15 protein-coding genes, 1 tRNA gene and 1 pseudogene are annotated in these 18,325 nt (G+C 43.2%); 15 read left to right on the forward strand and 2 right to left on the reverse strand.

Features of this window, described 5'->3' with window-relative positions:
• Window positions 1–58 precede the first annotated feature (58 nt).
• The 9 genes from mdh to IPH84_12550 all read left to right on the forward strand — a co-directional run bounded on the left by mdh (window position 59) and on the right by IPH84_12550 (window position 10,094).
• On the forward strand, window positions 59–1,000 hold the full coding sequence (mdh, locus tag IPH84_12510) for a malate dehydrogenase (GenBank protein MBK7174028.1): 942 nt from the start codon (window positions 59–61) through the stop codon (window positions 998–1,000).
• Between the two features lie 169 nt (window positions 1,001–1,169).
• On the forward strand, window positions 1,170–1,853 hold the full coding sequence (locus IPH84_12515; GenBank protein ID MBK7174029.1) for an NAD-dependent deacylase: 684 nt from the start codon (window positions 1,170–1,172) through the stop codon (window positions 1,851–1,853).
• Window positions 1,854–2,871: 1,018 nt separating this feature from the next.
• On the forward strand, window positions 2,872–3,330 hold the full coding sequence (locus tag IPH84_12520) for an FKBP-type peptidyl-prolyl cis-trans isomerase (GenBank protein ID MBK7174030.1): 459 nt from the start codon (window positions 2,872–2,874) through the stop codon (window positions 3,328–3,330).
• Between the two features lie 5 nt (window positions 3,331–3,335).
• Entirely contained in the window at window positions 3,336–3,806 is a 471-nt protein-coding gene (locus IPH84_12525) for a RecX family transcriptional regulator (protein MBK7174031.1), read from the forward strand.
• A gap of 304 nt (window positions 3,807–4,110) precedes the next feature.
• Window positions 4,111–5,206, forward strand: a protein-coding gene (gene prfB, locus IPH84_12530) for a peptide chain release factor 2 (GenBank protein ID MBK7174032.1) whose coding sequence is annotated in 2 segments (ribosomal slippage) — window positions 4,111–4,173 and window positions 4,175–5,206 — 1,095 coding nt in all. Because the reading frame shifts where the segments join, the coding sequence is not laid out codon by codon here.
• Window positions 5,207–5,245: 39 nt separating this feature from the next.
• Entirely contained in the window at window positions 5,246–6,640 is a 1,395-nt protein-coding gene (locus IPH84_12535; GenBank protein MBK7174033.1) for a hypothetical protein, read from the forward strand.
• Between the two features lie 59 nt (window positions 6,641–6,699).
• Window positions 6,700–7,041 (forward strand): arsenate reductase (glutaredoxin), encoded by a 342-nt coding sequence (gene arsC, locus IPH84_12540; protein MBK7174034.1) that lies wholly within the window; start codon window positions 6,700–6,702, stop codon window positions 7,039–7,041.
• A 149-nt stretch (window positions 7,042–7,190) separates the two neighbouring features.
• Entirely contained in the window at window positions 7,191–8,576 is a 1,386-nt protein-coding gene (gene fumC, locus IPH84_12545; protein ID MBK7174035.1) for a class II fumarate hydratase, read from the forward strand.
• A gap of 573 nt (window positions 8,577–9,149) precedes the next feature.
• Entirely contained in the window at window positions 9,150–10,094 is a 945-nt protein-coding gene (locus IPH84_12550) for a magnesium transporter CorA family protein (protein ID MBK7174036.1), read from the forward strand.
• 229 nt (window positions 10,095–10,323) lie between these two features.
• On the opposite strand, the gene IPH84_12555 is transcribed toward IPH84_12550, so the two are convergent.
• Window positions 10,324–11,421, reverse strand: coding sequence for a bifunctional 3-deoxy-7-phosphoheptulonate synthase/chorismate mutase type II (locus tag IPH84_12555; GenBank protein ID MBK7174037.1), 1,098 nt, complete (start codon window positions 11,419–11,421; stop codon window positions 10,324–10,326).
• Window positions 11,422–11,681: 260 nt separating this feature from the next.
• Between IPH84_12555 and asnS the strand changes: the two are divergent.
• The 3 genes and pseudogenes from asnS to IPH84_12570 all read left to right on the forward strand — a co-directional run bounded on the left by asnS (window position 11,682) and on the right by IPH84_12570 (window position 15,275).
• Window positions 11,682–13,087: pseudogene (asnS, locus tag IPH84_12560) on the forward strand (asparagine--tRNA ligase).
• 94 nt (window positions 13,088–13,181) lie between these two features.
• The gene (rpoN, locus tag IPH84_12565) at window positions 13,182–14,651 is read left to right on the forward strand and encodes an RNA polymerase factor sigma-54 (protein MBK7174038.1); all 1,470 of its coding nucleotides are present in this window, start codon (window positions 13,182–13,184) and stop codon (window positions 14,649–14,651) included.
• Between the two features lie 12 nt (window positions 14,652–14,663).
• A complete protein-coding gene (locus IPH84_12570; protein ID MBK7174039.1) occupies window positions 14,664–15,275 on the forward strand; it encodes a hypothetical protein in 612 nt (203 codons plus the stop codon).
• On the opposite strand, the gene IPH84_12575 is transcribed toward IPH84_12570, so the two are convergent.
• Window positions 15,276–15,965, reverse strand: coding sequence for an outer membrane beta-barrel protein (locus tag IPH84_12575; GenBank protein MBK7174040.1), 690 nt, complete (start codon window positions 15,963–15,965; stop codon window positions 15,276–15,278).
• A 621-nt stretch (window positions 15,966–16,586) separates the two neighbouring features.
• Here IPH84_12575 and IPH84_12580 point away from each other — a divergent pair.
• The 3 genes from IPH84_12580 (at window position 16,587) to IPH84_12590 (ending at window position 18,267) form a co-directional block, all read left to right on the forward strand.
• Window positions 16,587–16,660, forward strand: a tRNA-Ile gene (locus IPH84_12580).
• Between the two features lie 454 nt (window positions 16,661–17,114).
• A complete protein-coding gene (locus IPH84_12585; protein MBK7174041.1) occupies window positions 17,115–17,276 on the forward strand; it encodes a hypothetical protein in 162 nt (53 codons plus the stop codon).
• Between the two features lie 589 nt (window positions 17,277–17,865).
• Window positions 17,866–18,267 (forward strand): hypothetical protein, encoded by a 402-nt coding sequence (locus IPH84_12590; GenBank protein ID MBK7174042.1) that lies wholly within the window; start codon window positions 17,866–17,868, stop codon window positions 18,265–18,267.
• The last annotated feature ends 58 nt before the right edge of the window (window positions 18,268–18,325 follow it).

Genomic DNA, 18,325 nt, shown 5'->3' on the forward strand with positions numbered 1-18,325 from the left:
TACTTACTTGATTTATCAGATCTTTATATCATTCTCTAAAGAAAAAAAGCAATAACCAATGAAAAAAATCACTGTAATTGGAGCAGGTAATGTGGGTGCAACCTGTGCCAATGTTATCGCAAACAAGGACCTGGCCCGCGAAGTTGTCCTTGTGGACATCAAAGAAGGAACTGCTGAGGGTAAAGCGCTTGACATCTGGCAGACTTCCTCCATCCTGAATTTCAACACGAGGGTTGTAGGGGCAACGAATGATTATTTAAAGACCAAGGGTTCAGGAATCGTTGTGATCACATCCGGACTTCCCCGTAAACCTGGAATGAGCCGCGATGATTTGATCAAGACCAATGCCCTGATCGTTAAGGAAGTTACTGAAAAAGTGATCAGGTACTCCCCGGAAGCCATCATTATCATTGTTTCCAATCCGCTCGACGTTATGACCTACTGTGCCTATAAGGCTGCCTTAAAGGACGAGCGCAAGGTTTTTGGAATGGCCGGGATCCTGGATACAGGACGGTACAAAGCCTTCATTGCAGATGCATTGAAGATCTCCCCGAAAGATATACACTCCATGTTATTAGGAGGACACGGAGATACCATGGTTCCACTGCCCAGGTACACTTCTGTTGGAGGAATCCCGGTAACTGAACTGCTGAATAAGGAAGAAATTGACAAAATTGTAGAACGTACCCGTAAAGGAGGAGGTGAACTGGTAAACCTGATGGGAACCTCCGCATGGTATGCCCCGGGTGCTGCTGCAGCCCAGATGGTTGAAGCTATTGTTGACGACCAGCAACGCATCTTCCCGGTATGTGCAAAACTAAATGGGGAATATGGCGTAAAAGATGTATTCCTTGGCGTACCGGTAAAATTAGGAGCCAATGGTATCGAGGAAATCATCGAACTCAAACTTACAAAAGATGAAAAGAAAGCTGTGGAAGAATCCGCTGCTTCCGTAAAATCCATGATGGATGTCCTTGATGGAATGAATATTTTTGAATAATCCGTTCTGAAATTCTGAAAAGCGTCCTCAAAAAGGGCGCTTTTTTTATGAATTATGCCGTATCTATTTCATTTTGCGAATTCAAATTCACAATTGGATGGCAAACTATAGTTTTTAAGTTAGCTTGTTTTTCAGTATTTTCGAATAAAATTGAAACTAAACCACAAAAATGAAAATTGTAGTTTTAACCGGTGCCGGTGTCAGTGCTGAAAGTGGTATCCGCACTTTCCGTGACAGTGGCGGATTATGGGAAGAACATCGCATAGAAGATGTGGCAACCTTTGATGCCTGGTTGCGAAATCCTGCACTTGTCCTTGAGTTTTATAATCAAAGAAGAAAACAACTCCTGGAGGTAGAACCAAACCCGGCTCACTATGCTTTGGCAAAACTCGAATCGAAATATGATGTGGAAATCATCACACAAAACGTGGACGATTTACATGAACGTGCCGGTTCAACAAAGGTCCTTCATTTGCATGGTGAGCTCAAAAAATCAAGGAGCACAATAGATGACGACCTTGTATACCCCATCAAGGGATGGGAATTGAAACAGGGTGATACCTGTGAAAAAGGCTCACAACTCAGGCCACATATCGTATGGTTTGGAGAAGCAGTGCCCCTGATAGAAGAAGCAGCTGAAATCACCTCCACTGCTGATATCTTTGTAGTGATTGGCACTTCACTTAATGTATATCCCGCGGCAGGACTGATTCACTATGTGAAACCATCAGTCCCAAAATATCTGATCGATCCGAATGCAATGAATATCCCGGGGATTGGCAACCTGTCAATTATCTGCGAAAAAGCAGGAATCGGGGTGCCTGTTTGGGTGGAAGATCTGATGAAAGGTTGATAAAAGAATCTTTAATACCAACTTTTGCCCTTAATGCCGGTATTATAAGCACTTATGTAAAATCACTCCATACACTTCAGAAACCTTATCTCACTTTATGAACTCCAGGCATTTGAGCTCATTCATGTCCAAAATGGAACGTGAATTGAGTCCAAAATGGTCGGCTGACGGACACGGACTTACGCGGATTGAATTAACAATATAGCTCACTCTAGCTCACTTTAGCTCACTCCAGGCACTACCGACACCAAACACCGTCGGGTCCTGCAGACACTGCCGGGTTTTTCGGACTTTTGACTTCAATTCACCCCCCAGCTCACTTTAGTGCACTTTAGCTCACTCTTGGCCCTCTGGCTCACTTTGGCAATTAGAGAGAGGTTTTTGTCAATTTTCCCGGGTATTGCAAGTCATATAGACATGGTAAATAAGTGATATTGAACCCTTCCAGGGTTCTGACCTTTATCCCTTTTACTTTTATTGATATTTGACCCTTCGGGTCAGAGTGCTTTCTTTTCTAACCCACGGGGTGGGGGTTTTTTGGTTCCGGGAGTGGGGGCCCCCGCCCCCCCCCCCCGACCCCAAACCCAAACCCCCAAGAATCCCAGGGATTCCCTGCGCCTTCAATGACACCAGCCCAATGCTACACCTGGAATCCCGAAGGGATTCAACATCAATAACACCAGGAGTCACCAAACAGATCCAAATGAAGCCCTAACAGTCCAGAATCCCGAAGGGATTCAACATCAATAACACCAGGAATCGGTTCCAAACAGATCTACCAAATGAAGCCCCCAGCAGCATAAAATCCCGAAGGGATTCAACATCAATAACACCAGGAGTCAGTCCCCAACAGATCCACCAATGCAGCCCTAAGCACCCTCAAATCCCGAAGGGATTGAATATCAATAAAAGAGGTGGTGTCAAACGGTCAACTCCAAACCCTTCAAATCCATTTTAGTTTTAGGAGTGATCTATACTTCCTCTGAAATGCTTAATTTTGTCGGTTCATCTACTCCCTATGCGACAGAGATTATTTTTCGGTTTTTTATTATTGGGGTCACTTTTGCTGACAGGAGCATGCTCTAAAGAAGAAGATTATTCAGCCCGTGACAAACAGATCATAGAGGACTATCTTGCTGCCAAAGGACTTACTGCTACTGCCACTCCCGAAGGTGTTTACTACCTGATTGAAAATCCGGGTAGCTCCGATCATCCTTCTGTTTTTTCAACAGTAAAAGTCCATTATAAAGGCTACCTGACTGATGGAACTGTATTTGATGAAACTACAGGTACATCACGGACTTTTGGCCTTTCACAAACCATCACAGGCTGGCAGATCGGCATTCCCAAATTCGGGAAAGGGGGAAAAGGCAAGCTGTTCATCCCTTCCGATTATGGCTATGGAGCGTCTTCCAGTGATAAGATCCCGGCCAATTCTGTATTGGTTTTCGACATTGTTCTTTCTGATTTCTATTAAACCGAATGATCCTGCTCTCCAAAAGAACTTCCGATCCCCCGGATGAAGCTGTAGCTTTCAGGAAAGCGGCTGACTATTGTGCCGCCCAGGATCATTGTATCAGTGAGGTAAAGGATAAACTTAAACATTGGAATGTTGACCATACTCACGTCGGGAAGATTCTGGAGAGGTTATTAAGTGAGGGATTTATTGATGAGCAAAGATATGCGAAGGCATTTGCCAGGGGGAAATTCAGAAATCTCCAATGGGGAAGGATAAAAATCAGGTATGAACTCCACTCCAAAGGTATACCTGAACAGATGATCATAAATGCGCTTGAAGAAATTGAAGAAGAATCCTACACTCAATGCCTGATTGAACTTGCAAAGAAAAAAATAAAAACCCAGGGAAGTTCTGAACCCCTAAAAGTGATGCGTTTTCTGGCCTCTAAAGGGTTTGAGCCCGAATTGATCAGGAAAACTATGAAGAGAATTTGAAAATGAAAGGATGTAGAATGTCGGATGTCTAATGTCGGATGTGGAATGTTGGATGTGGAATGTCGGATTGAGGATGTGGAATGTCGGATTGAGGATTGTGGATTCTTGATATAAAATGAAACGAAAAAATATAAATCCGGTTCAATTCTCAGCACCTGGCACTCAGAGTAAAGGCTCAACTTCGTGGCACCCTACCCCCCAGGCAACGCCCAGATGGCACTCAACGACACTGGAATTTGGACTAGCAATACCCTGGACTTACATACAAACATAATTTGAATTACCAATCATTAATAATACCCAGATGATAAACACTGAAAACCTGAAAGATGCCGCAAAGAGGCTTGATGCCCTGAGGAGGTTCCTTTGACATCGATAATAAATTAGCCCAAATTGCAGAAGAAGAAAAAGTAACGCATGAACCTGGTTTCTGGGACGATCCCAAGAAAGCAGAAATCATCATGCGAACAATCCAGGAGAAGAAAAGCTGGACTGAAGACTACCACAAAGCCTATGCAGGATATGAGGACCTCGTAGTTCTTTTCGACTTTTACCAGGCTGGTGAATCCACAGAACAAGAGGTGGAACAATATTTTGCAGGTTTGATGAAGTCGATTGATGCCCTCGAATTCAGGAACATGCTTAACAACGAGGAAGATAAACTCAGTGCTATCCTGCAGATCAACTCTGGTGCGGGTGGGACTGAAAGCCAGGACTGGGCCCAAATGCTGATGCGCATGTACATCCGGTGGGCTGAAAGGAATAACTATAAGGTAAGGGAACTCGACCTGAATGAAGGTGATACAGCCGGAATCAAATCCGTTTCTCTTGAAATAGAAGGAGACCATGCTTTCGGATACCTGAAAGGAGAGAATGGAGTCCACCGACTGGTGAGGCTCTCCCCTTTCGACTCAGCCAACCGCAGGCACACCTCTTTTGCATCAGTATATGTATATCCTGTTGTAGATGAGAATATTAACATCCTTATCAATCCCTCAGATATCACCTGGGATACATTCCGCAGCAGCGGCCCTGGTGGACAGAATGTGAACAAGGTGGAAACGGCTGTCAGGTTACGTCACGAACCCACCGGGATTATCATTGAATGCCAGGTAACACGCTCACAGTTGCAGAACAGGGAAAAAGCATTGCAGATGCTGAAATCACAGCTGTATGAGATCGAGTTACGCAAAAAGAAAGAAGCAATTGCCGAAATCGAAGGGAAAAAGAAGAAAATCGAGTGGGGCTCCCAGATACGCAGTTATGTGCTTCACCCCTATAAAATGGTGAAAGATCTCCGGACGGATTATGAAACTTCCAATGCCTTTGAAGTGCTGGATGGCGATCTGAACGATTTCATAAAGGCATTTCTTATGGAATTTGGAAGGGATTCTGATTAATTCTCCGGATTCAGCCACTGTTTACCAATGCTTTAAATCATGAAGCGGTTACAGAAGGACGATATCATCAGCATAGCCGTAATGGCTTTGCTGGCATTGCCAATTCTGTATCTCTCCTTCTTTGTTGAATTTGAAAGGGAAAGTGGTGATAATATCGTTCATTACTATTTTGCCCGGTATGCGCCCCTGGACCCCATACGGTACCTGGACCTATGGGCAAAACCTGTCTTTACCTTATTAGCCTCACCCTTTGCCCAGCTGGGTTTCCCGGGGATGAAGCTATTCAATGGGTTGGCAGGATGGTTTTCTGCCTTGCTGGTTCTTTTAGCAGCAAAAAAACTCAAACTTCAAAACCCCTGGCTGGCACCGGTATTTCTCTTCTTTGCCCCTACCTACTTCATTTTGCTTTTTTCCGGCTATACTGAACCCCTCTTTGGATTGTTCCTGGTACTTGCTTTCTACCTCTTACTTTCCAAAAAATACATCCCTGCAGCGATCGTCGTTTCATTCATGCCGTTCATACGAACCGAAGGTGTGATGTTCATTGTAATTGCTGCCGCATTTCTTGTTTGGGTAAGGGCCTGGAAATCCATACCGTTCCTGGTTGTAGGACCGCTTGTTTTCAGCCTTGCTGGTTGGATCGCAGGTAAAGATATCTTCTGGATCATTACTGAGATTCCTTATAAAGTACATAGCAATTATGGGAGTGGCACTCTTACTCATTATGCAGAACAATGGCTGCTCACAGTTGGGGTTCCACTGGCCATAAGTAGTGTTTCAGGCATTCTGCTCCTGTCGTTCCATCTCCTGGCCCGAAAGATCAAGGAATTTCCAAAAGAATATACTTTGTTGCTGGTATTATTCCTTGCTAATTTCCTGTTCCATACACTCACATGGTACCTGGGACTGTTTACAGCCTTCGGTTTGATCCGGATTATTATCCCATTGGCACCTTTAGGAGCACTATTCTCCTTATATGCCATGGGTTTTCTCAGCCAACAGAAACATATTGTTTTCAAACTACTAACGATCGCATTTTTAAGCTTTGTAATAATCTTCCCTTTTCTGCACAACCCGGCTTCTTTTAATTTCAAAAAGGATTTCTCACAAAAGCCTGAATTACTGATTATGAAAGAGATCAGCCAGAAAGTGAAACAAGATTACCCGGCTTACCATTTGTATTATTCTGAACCCTACTTCAGCCATGCAATGGGAATCAACCATTTCGACCTTAGCTTACATAATAATTTCTCTGAAATGCCGCTGGAACAGATTCAATCACCAGCACTGATCATTTGGGATATCTGGACTTCAGTAAGTTTTGCCCCTTATGTTCACGATTTTGAGCATAACCCAGACTTTAAGTTGATCCATTCCTACGTAAATCCTAAAGACAGCACAGAAGTACTCTTCAGATTGTATCTTAAAGAGTAGAGAAAGGCAACCGTTTCATCTTTCCGGCTCATATTATAAATCCCTTTAATCCTATAGAAATGATCACCATTTTTCACAATCCGAAATGTCGCAAATCCCGCGAAGGACTTGAATACCTTAAAAACAAAGGACTTGAATACCAGGTGATTGAATACCTGAAAACCCCATTCAGCAGGGAATATTTGAAGGAGGTACTGATGAAACTTAATGCCAGGCCTTTTGATATTGTGCGGACACAAGAGGATGTTTTCAAAGAAAAATTTCGGGGGAAATCCTTTACCGATGAAGAATGGATCACCATTCTGCTGGAAAATCCAAAACTGATTCAGCGCCCCATTGTGATGAAAGGCTACAAGGCTGTGCTTGGACAACCTGCCAATGTGATTGATAAAATTCTGTGATCCCGGAAAAGAAAAATCACTAACTTACGCTTGGTTAAGGATACAGCTGCCATTATCCGGAAGTGTCATTTTATCAAATTCTTAGGTCATGGCAGCAAACCGGTTATCCTGAGAAACAGCCATAAAAATTCAGCAATAAACTCAACATCATGAACACTCGAATTGAAAAAGACACCATGGGACCGGTGGAAGTACCGGCCGACAAATACTGGGGTGCCCAGACTGAACGTTCCAGGGGAAACTTCAAAGTAGGTCCTGAAGGCTCGATGCCGAAAGAGGTGATTCGGGCTTTTGCCATTCTAAAAAAGGCTGCTGCAATGACCAATATGGATTTAGGGGTTCTTTCTGCAGAAAAAAGTGAGTTGATTGGTAAGGTGTGCGATGAAATCCTCGAAGGAAAACTTGATGATCAGTTTCCGCTGGTGATCTGGCAGACAGGATCAGGAACTCAAAGCAATATGAATGTAAATGAAGTTGTCAGCAACAGGGCACATGTCCTGACCGGTGGAGTGCTGGGTGAAGGCAAGAGTCCGTTGCATCCCAATGACGATGTGAATAAATCACAAAGCAGCAATGATACCTTTCCCACCGCCATGAGCATTGCTGCCTATAAAATGGTGGTTGAAACAACCCTGCCCGGGGTTCAGCTCCTTCGCGATACCCTGGCAAAGAAATCGGCTGAGTTCGCACACCTGGTGAAAATCGGGAGGACCCATCTGATGGATGCAACACCCCTGACGCTGGGACAGGAATTCTCCGGTTATGTATCCCAGCTGGATCATGGAATCCGGGCGCTGAAAAACACACTCCCGCACCTTTCAGAACTTGCACTGGGGGGAACAGCAGTCGGGACCGGGATCAATGCCCCAAAAGGATATGCTGAACTGGTTGCAAAGAAAATTGCCGGGTTGAGCGGTTATCCTTTTGTGACTGCTGAGAATAAATTTGAATCACTTTCCGCTCATGATGCCATTGTTGAAGCTTCCGGGGCTTTAAAACGCCTGGCTGTGAGCCTTATGCATATAGCAAATAATATCCGCCTCCTGGCTTCCGGTCCACGCTGCGGCATAGGGGAACTTCACCTGCCAGAGAATGAGCCTGGATCCAGCATTATGCCCGGGAAAGTCAATCCAACCCAGAACGAATCCTTGTCGATGGTCTGTGCACAGGTGATTGGCTGCGATGCCGCAATTACCGTTGCCGGCACCCATGGCCACTTCCAGCTGAATGTGTTTAAGCCGGTCATGATCTACAACTTCCTCCAGGCTGCAAGACTCATCGGTGATGCATGCGTATCCTTCAATGATCATTGTGCCATCGGTATTGAAGCTATCGAAAGGAATATCGCCAACCACCTTGAAAACTCCCTCATGCTGGTAACTGCACTCAACACCCATATAGGGTATGAGAATGCTGCAAAAATCGCCAAGAAAGCCCATAAAGAAGGGACCACCCTCCGGGAAGCCGCATTGGAACTGGGATTGCTTACTGATGAACAATTCACCGAATGGGTGGATCCGAGGAAGATGATTTAAGATTGTCATATATAGTAGTACCCTAAGAATCCATCCGCCAATTGGCGGACAGAATCCAGGAGCCTGCCCGACTGACCAAAAAAGGCCTTTTTGGAAGATAAACTGGCCGGTCAGGCGGGCCAGATAGGAAAATTTTACAGTTCTTAAATGTCAATTGTCTTGGCCTGAAAGTAGGTTTGCAGAAAAAGTAAACTAAAATCAGAATATACAAGTCGCTGAGCCCTGTTAAGCTATCTTCACAAAAGTGAATTCAATTGAGCTGATTCTACGGTTAAATTGGAGGTTGCACAAAGTGAAATTAAGAATTCAATTGTCATGCTGAGCCTGACAGTTAAGTTAGTTTGCATCAAAAAGTGAAATTATTCCCTTTTTCAATTGTCATGCTGAGCCTGACGGTTAAGCTAATCTTCAACAAAAGTGAAATAACCTTTTAACCGTCAGAGTCGAAGCACGACAATTGAAATACTTTTCTTCTAACCCAATAAAAAAGCGTACTTTTGCGCGACAAATCAAAAATTCCATACCGGGATGTAGACAATTAAGTACATACGATCAAAAAACGGGGCTATTCCTATGATTCAGACCATTAAAATCGGCACCTTACGGTGGCATAATATCCAGAACCCTACCGATGAGGACCTGGACTTCCTGAAAGACAATTTCCACTTCCACCCCCTTGATATTGAAGACTGTAGAAGTGTAAACCAACGCCCTAAGATCGATATTTACGACGATTACTACTTTCTTATCCTCCACTTCCCTTCTTATGACCGCTGGAACCGCTTCCTTAAAACCAAGGAAGTAAAGGTATTCTGGGGCGAGGATTATGTGATCACCATCGGTAAACCCCATTGGGTAGTTACCAGTTTGTTCGATAGTGCCAAGGAACATAAGGATCCATACGAAATTCTGGAAGCCGGTACTTCCGATGCCTTACTTTACAAAATCCTTGAAAAGCTGATGCAGGAAACCTTATCCCTGATCAGCAAACTGGGAATTGAAGTAGAACTGATCAACCGGGACCTGTTCAATAAAAAGGCTGATAAAACCATCGAACGGATCTCCCTGACCCGAAGAAATATTATCCTGCTAAATACCATCTTCAAGCCTCAACTCAGGCTCTTCCAGAAATTTGAAAGCGGCGCCATTGAAGGGTTTGCCGAAAGCATGGAAGAATACTGGGGAAATATCCTCGACTACTACCAGAAAATGTGGGATATGATCGAAGATTATGAGGAATTAATTGAGGGCTTATCGAAAACCTTCGATTCGATGCAGACCAACCGCAGCAATGAGATTATGAAAACCCTCACCCTGATCTCATCAATCCTGCTCCCCCTCACCTTCCTGGCGAGCCTTTACGGTATGAATGTGGAATTACCTTTTGGCCGCTCTCACAGCTTTTTCTGGGTACTGATGGGCACCATGGTGCTGATCACCGGAGGATTTATCTTCCTTTTCAAGCGAAAAACTGGATGTAGGGAAGATGGTTTCTTCCTTTTAGGATTCTGTGATTAAGAGGCGGATTTGCTGCTGCAGCATGAATGGAGCAACCTGGGAAAGGAATCCAAGAATCCAAGAATCCAGAAGTCAGAATGTTTTTGCTTTATGGTTTAAGTAGATACGTTACTTCTTCTAACCTCTTCATTTACAAAGACATTCATCTTTATTTTACAGATTTCTCTCTTTTCTGCACATCGAAGTATTCTGGATTCTGTATTCTGGATTCTGTATTCTTTCCCCAAAGCTACATTTCATCATCATCACGCTGCCCCATGATCTCTTCCTGCTTCCTGATGGATTCCTTATGCACCAGTTGCAACATTTTCAACAGGAAATCCTTGCTTAGCCCCATCCTTTCCCCCATACCCAGGCGGTCATAAATGATCTCACTCCAGCGCCGGATCTGAAGAACAGTGATATTATTCTGCTTCTTGTACTGACCAATCTCCTCAACAATGGTCATCCGCTTTGAAAGGGTATCGATCAGTTCGGCATCGATTTTATCAATTTCATGTCGTAGCTCTTCAAGATGGGTCTCAAATTCCTGGTCTCCCTGAAACTGCCTCACCATTAAATTCTCCAGCATCAGTTGCAAGGCTTCGGGCGTGATTTGCTGCTCTGCATCGGTTAATGCTACTTCCGGGTGGACATGAGACTCAATCATCAGTCCTGACATCCCCAGGTCGAATGCTTTCTGTGAAATTCCCTGTAACAGGTCTCTTCGTCCACTAATATGGCTGGGGTCACAGATTATGGGTAACCCGGGGACCTGCCATTGCAAATCGATAGGGATCTCCCACATAGGGTGATTCCTGTAAATAGAATGTTTATAGTAATAAAATCCCCTGTGTATCGCTACAAGTTTAGTGATGCCCACTGAATTCAACCGTTCCAGCGCCCCCATCCATAATTTAACATCCGGGTTCAAAGGGTTTTTGACCATGACCGGGATATCCACCCCTTTGAGTGATTCAGCCAGCTCCTGCACAGAAAATGGATTCACAACCGTTCGGGCTCCAATCCATAAGATATCAATCCCATGTTTCAATGACTTCTCCACGTGGTCGGGACTGGCCACCTCCACCGTGGTAAGCAAGCCGGTTTCAGCTTTCACTTCCCGCATCCATTCAAGACCTTTGGTTCCTACGCCTTCAAACTTGGAAGGCCGGGTCCTGGGCTTCCAGATTCCTGCCCTGAATACCCTGACTTGCGGAATACGCGACAAAGCACGCGCCGTAGTGAGCAATTGCTCATGACTCTCAGCACTGCAGGGACCACTGATCACCAGCGGCAGGTGCGAAAAAGGCAACCAATCCTTTAAGGGTGTAATATCAAATTGCATCTTCTCTGACTAGACGGTAAAATTAGAACAATTCATGAAGTTTTTGATTGAAATTTGGACTTCTGACATAAATGGCCCTGCATTGAATTACCTTTATACAAACTAACAATTAATGAATAGTATAAAGTTGCAATAAAAATTGCAGCTTCCGGATTGGAATCTTTATGGTATGCCAAACTGGATAAAGAGTCAGTATTTTTTTTAACTTTGCCCTCCACGCAAAAATGAAGAACTGACAACTAATTAATTTTGAATACTTTATGTCATTGACCAAACGAACAAAAATAGCGGAAATTTTAAGGAATTATGCAAGTATTGGCATAGGTTCCTCACTTACCATTAAAGGATGGGTGAGAACGAAAAGAGGGAATAAGAATGTTGCATTTATTGCAGTCAATGACGGTTCCATTCAACATAGTATCCAGGTAGTGGCCGACCTGGCCGGGTTTGATGAAGAAACCATGAAGCTGATCACTACGGGTTCATGCCTTTCTGTTACCGGCACCCTGGTGGAATCACCGGGATCGGGCCAGTCTGTTGAGATTCATGCTACAAGTATTGAAGTATATGGCACAGCAGATGCCGAAACATATCCCCTGCAGAAAAAGGGGCATACCCTTGAATTCCTTAGGGAGATCGCACACCTTCGTCCAAGAACCAATACATTCGGAGCCATTTTCCGCATCAGGCATCATATGGCTTTTGCCATTCACAACTATTTCAACGACAGGGGCTTCTATTACCTGCATACACCCATCATTACCGGTTCAGATGCCGAAGGTGCCGGAGCCATGTTCAAAGTAACCACCCTCGATCTGGACCATCTGCCAAGAACAGAAAATGGTGAGATCAATTATGCTGAAGACTTCTTCGGAAAAAGCACCAATCTCACGGTATCCGGACAATTGGAAGGTGAACTGGGTGCTATGGCCCTTTCTGAAATCTATACCTTCGGACCTACTTTCAGGGCGGAAAACAGTAATACTCCCCGTCACCTGGCTGAATTCTGGATGATTGAACCGGAAATGGCTTTCTATGACATCATAGACAATATGGACCTGGCGGAAGATTTCCTGAAATACCTGATCCGCTATGCCCTGGAACATTGCATCGATGACCTGGAATTCCTCCAGAAAATGTATGATGCTGAACTGATCGAACGATTGAAGATGGTGGTGGACAACGATTTCACCCGCCTCAGCTATACAGAAGCTATTGATATATTGCTAGCATCCGGACAGAAGTTCGAATTCCCTGTAGGATGGGGAATCGACCTGCAGTCGGAGCATGAAAGATACCTGGTGGAGAAACACTTCAAAAAACCGGTGATTCTTACCAACTATCCTAAGAGTATCAAGGCTTTCTACATGAAACAGAATGATGACGGGAAAACGGTAAGGGCGATGGATGTGTTGTTCCCCAGGATTGGTGAAATCATTGGAGGTCACAACGCGAGGAAAATTATGACGTTCTTTACAACCGCATCAAGGAAATGGAGATTCCTGAAAAGGATATGTGGTGGTACCTTGAAACCCGGAAGTTCGGAACAGCTCCACACTCCGGATTTGGACTCGGTTTTGAAAGATTAATATTGTTTGTTACCGGAATGGCCAACATCCGCGATGTGATACCATTCCCCAGGACTCCAATGAATGCTGAATTTTAATAAAAACGAACCACTACTCGTTTACTACCCGCTACTCAAAGAAGGTGTTTGACTTACCTTTAAATAAAGTCAAGACTATAAATCGCTTATTGATATGTTAAACCAGCGACTTCAGCAGAAAATGCTGCAAAAGCTTTCCCCTCAGCAGATCTTGCTGATGAAGCTTCTGCAGATCCCGTCATTGGCGCTTGAGCAGAGAATTAAACAAGAGATCGAAGAAAACCCGGTACTTGAAATCTCTGATGAATTTGACGATGATAATGCTGAAGCCGGTGAAGAACCTGTTGATTCTGAGATTGACCAGACCAAGGAGACCGACGAAGATTATGATGTTGATATAAGCGATTATCTTGATGAAGATGATATTCCTGCCTATAAACTGGAAGCCGGAAACCAGTCACAGGATGATGAACATAAGGAAATCCCCTTTGTCTCCGGTACCACCTTCCATGAAATGCTGATTTCCCAGCTGGGAATGAAGAAACTCAACCCCACTTACGAAGCCATCGCACTGACCATCATCGGGAACCTTGATGATGCCGGTTACCTGCAAAGGGACCTCAATGCCATGGTTGATGATCTTGCCTTTACTCAGAATATTCATACTTCAAAAGAAGAAATCGAGAAAGTGCTTTCCATCGTCCAGGAGCTTGACCCACCGGGAGTTGCAGCCCGCAACCTCCAGGAATGCCTGCTGCTGCAGCTGAAACGTGAGCCCCGCACTCCTGCCGTCATTTTTGCTACCACCATTATGGACCGGTACTTCGAAGAATTTATCAAGAAACACTATGAGAAAATTCTGAAAAGAAGCCATGCCAAGGAAACCGACCTGAGAGATGCCATTCATGTGATCCTTCAGCTCAATCCTAAACCGGGTAACTCCATGAGCGACTCCTCCCGGGTGAATCACTACGTTGTTCCCGATTTCGTGATCACCAACAAGGATGGGGAACTTGAACTCACCCTGAACCAGCGGAATATGCCGGAACTAAGGCTGAACAAGACCTATATGGATATGTTGGAAGCCTACAACGAAAATCATGGCAAAAGAAATGTGAATGGTCAGCGGGATGCCGTTTTATTCATCAAACAGAAAATTGACTCCGCCAAATGGTTTATTGATGCGATCAAGCAAAGGCAGAACACTTTGTATGTGACCATGAAAACCATTTTGGAATACCAGTATGATTATTTCCTCGATGGTGATGAAACCATGCTCCGGCCTATGATCCTGAAAGATATTGCAGAAAAGGTTAACCTCGATATTTCTACCATCTCGCGCGTTGCGAACAGCAAATATGTGCAAACTCCTTTCGGTACTTTCCTGTTAAAGAGCTTTTTCTCCGAATCCATTCAAAATGAACAGGGAGAAGAGGTTTCCACCCGCGAAATCAAGAAGATCCTTTCCGATTGTATTGCTGCCGAGGACAAGAGCCGTCCGCTTACCGACGAAGAACTCACGGTAATCCTGAAACAAAAAGGATATCCTATTGCCAGGAGAACCATTGCCAAATACAGGGAACAACTGCTGATTCCGGTTGCCAGGCTCAGGAAAACCGTATAAGCAGAGTCCCTGATGGAATCCCGCCTTGCTTCATTCCTTTCTTACATCCTGCACCCTTTGCTGGTTCCGACCTATTGCATGCTGGTCCTGCTGAACCTTCCGCTATTTCTTTCCTTTACCCTTTCATTGGAAGCCAAAGCCTGGTTGATCTCCCTGGTTTTTGCCTTTACATTCATCGCACCTGTAGCCATTATCCTCACCCTTTATTTCTTCAGGATGGTGGATTCCATTGAACTGGAGAAACCCTCCCAGCGGACGCTTCCACTGATCTTTACTTCACTGTCGTATATGGGACTGCTTTACATCCTCCGTTCGACCTCTTTACCTGATTATCTTCTATATATGATCTATGGTGCCCTGTTCACCTTGCTGGCCGGGATGCTGATCAATCTATTCTATAAAATCAGTCTGCACACCCTTGCCTGGGGGGCTGCAGTGGCCTCTTTTGCAGGATTAGCAATGAAGATGGGAGTTGAACTTCTGCCCGTTATCATACCCGGGCTGTTACTTTCCGGAATCACAGGCTTTGCAAGGTTAAAATTAAACGCCCACAATCCACCCCAGGTTTATCTCGGGTTTATTGTAGGCGTTATCATCATTTCCCTGATAACTTTTACCCTATAATCAGAAGGGCTTTAAAGTGATCCCTACTGAAATAGGGTAGATCTGAGGACCCATATCTTTTTCAAAGACGGATGGGATTTGGTAATAGGCTGTAAGTCCGAACCATTTATACCCGAAGGTGGCAAATGGGCCATAATGCATATTTTCGATATTGGGTAAACCGATGGATTTTTCCTTCACTGTTAATCCATTTCCTGTGAGGGAGGTTCCTTTATACTTTGAATGGTCGTTGATGCTCCAGCCTACCTTGAATCCAAGGGTAGCATGAAGCTTATTTGATGATTTATACTGGAATCCGAAGGGTATATCCACATATGTGATGGAGAGTTTTGAGCTCTTTAAGGTGATTTCACTGCTTCCTACTTTCGCAGGGACATTATAAAAATAGGATTTCTGATTGGCATCCAGCCCGATGAGCGCCTTATGGTAGAAGTTATGTGCACTCAATCCTGTACCGACAAAGAAGAACATATGGCCTTTGCGGTCCATGGGGAAGTTATAGGTAAGATATACATCCACGCCCTGGTTGATTTTCCTGGGGCTGATGGAATCCGGTACTCCCATCCAGAAGTCATTGAACAGTGTGGTACTCAGGCTGAAACGCTTACGGATGGATTCGGCAGATGGTTTTTGTGCAAAAGTGCTGAGGGCAATGATAGCCAGCATCATAAAGATGAAAACTCTTTTCATATAAATGGATTTGGAGCAAAGATACTAGAAAATAACGTGGAGGTGGTGTGGGGATTGTTTTGTTGGGAAGATTTAAGATTGGGTACAGTGCTGGTGCTGAGTGCTGGGTGCTGGGTGCTGGGTGCCCCAAAGGGGAGCCTTTGGCTTGGATTGTGGATTGATAGGTGTGAAGTAAACTTTTCATTTTTCACCTGCCCGACTGACAGAATAATCCTAATTTATGCACAATTCCCTCGGTCAGGCGGGTTTTTCATTTTGCATTTTGCATTTTGCATTTTGCCTTGGGAATCTTCGGGTTTGGGCGCTGGCTGTCTTGATGGAACGCGGATCATCTAACGCGGATTTACGCGAATAGATTTGTGTTTATTTGTGGGTCATTTGTGTTATTTGTGGCTTTTAATTGCAATAAAGCACTTACCTCCCAAATATGCACGAACTGACATCCGCGTAAATCAGCGCAGCACTCAGCACCCGGCACCCGGCACTTTGAACCAATGGCTCCCCATGGGTCCTGATCTCCATTACCTATAACAAGAAAGAAAAAAACCGCTCTTGAGATTTTGTGGAAAAATTGTACATTTGCAGCCTAAATGGCAACCGATACTTCGGTAAAGGTTTCCCGGGCCTATAGCTCAGTTGGTTAGAGCACCTGACTCATAATCAGGTGGTCCCTGGTTCAAGCCCAGGTGGGCCCACAAGAATTGACAAGGGTTTCAGAAGGTTGACTTTTTGAAACCCTTTTTTATTTGCATACAATTTGCATACATTTTTCGAATTATTCTAGGATCAACTTACTACTAGTTTAGATAAACGATAGACTGTAATCCCCTACGTATGCCAAGAGATGAAACTTAATGAATGCTTTGATATTAGCCACCTTTTCCTACGGATTAATTAGGCAGATTTTAATGTTTGCTTATTATTGATAAACTCAATTGGTAGCTTTTTTCCTCAACTGTCATCGGTGTGAAAGTTGTTAAAATGATCAATAAATTCTACGATTTTTCTAACCGGATTAATATTGTCTAAGATATTCATATCAGGTACAGCTTATCTGAATGATAGATTAAACTGTTCAACATAGATGCTCTGGGTAGATTTGCCTTTCTGAATGCTAAAATGTTAATGCACGAGTACACCTTAGGTAAATTGAAAGGATTTGATCTTGATGTAGTAAAATCTGAACATGATTTAGAAAGAGAACAACCTATAAGAGGAATTAGAGTACGTGCCAAATTTATAGGTGTAGGTGTTAACACTGCACAGAAACTCAAAAATGAAGGGATCATCTCTTTTTTAAAAAAATGGTAGAATTGCACTGTTTGACAGGGATCAAGGTTAAAAAAGCGATATCAGAGTTTAATATATTGAAACAAGGTAATCATTAATCCATCATAAGGGAGTTTTCTAAAGAAATCAATCATAATACTAATCTGGCTTTGAGATCTAAATCCATTAATCTGCTCTGTAATGCTTGAAACTTGCTAAAAGTTTGTTTGTCACAAAGCCTTGCTCAGAAAGTGTAACCATTCCAAATTTTTCTCAAATAAGTTATTCACCTTGTAAACAACTTTCTGAAAAATTATCTATATTTGGTTTGGCTGTTCTGTTTAAAAGTAACAGAAAATCTTCTATAATATATATAATATTCTTAAGTGAATTGGGTACTTAAAAACCAAATTGAATAAGTTTAAACCTAGCATCTTGCTCTCATGCTATCAACTACATTTCTTTCTAGTATATTCGATATGTTATGTGGAATATTAATAGTACAGCAATTAATAGAAAAATCAAAAATTATAGCGCCAATACACCTCATATGAAACGGCTATACTCTCAAACTTCCACTCACAGTTGAGCATATAAACTAGTTGGGTACAATTCGAAGAAAAATAAAAAAATGGAGAAGATCATTACATTGATACTATTTATTTCACTTATATCTCAAGCTGGATATACTCAAAAAGAAGTAGGAGAAAGATCAATAAGATCTTGTTATGATACTTTATCAAGCTTTCCAGAGATAGGAACAAACTTTAATAAGCATCAGTTTGATAATTGGGAATACCAATTAGTAAATAGTTCTGATATCTTGCCGTCAAAGTGTTTTGTTTATGAAAAAGTAAATTTTGAAATAGCTATTTCAACCAATAATATTGTCGAATATATCGGAACTACTGATCCTACTTTTAAAACTAAAGATAGCATTTCTATCAATAATACCTTAAATGATTTGATAACGAGATACAGGCTACACTCTACCAGGCTTTTAGCTTGTGCTTCTTGGCAAAAGAATTACTAAATTCCTAGTCAGTGCTTCTAAGGAAGTTGAGTAAATAAAAAGTTTGCAGCGTGTAGCC

This window comes from Bacteroidales bacterium, assembly GCA_016707785.1.
Taxonomy (GTDB): domain Bacteria; phylum Bacteroidota; class Bacteroidia; order Bacteroidales; family UBA4417; genus UBA4417.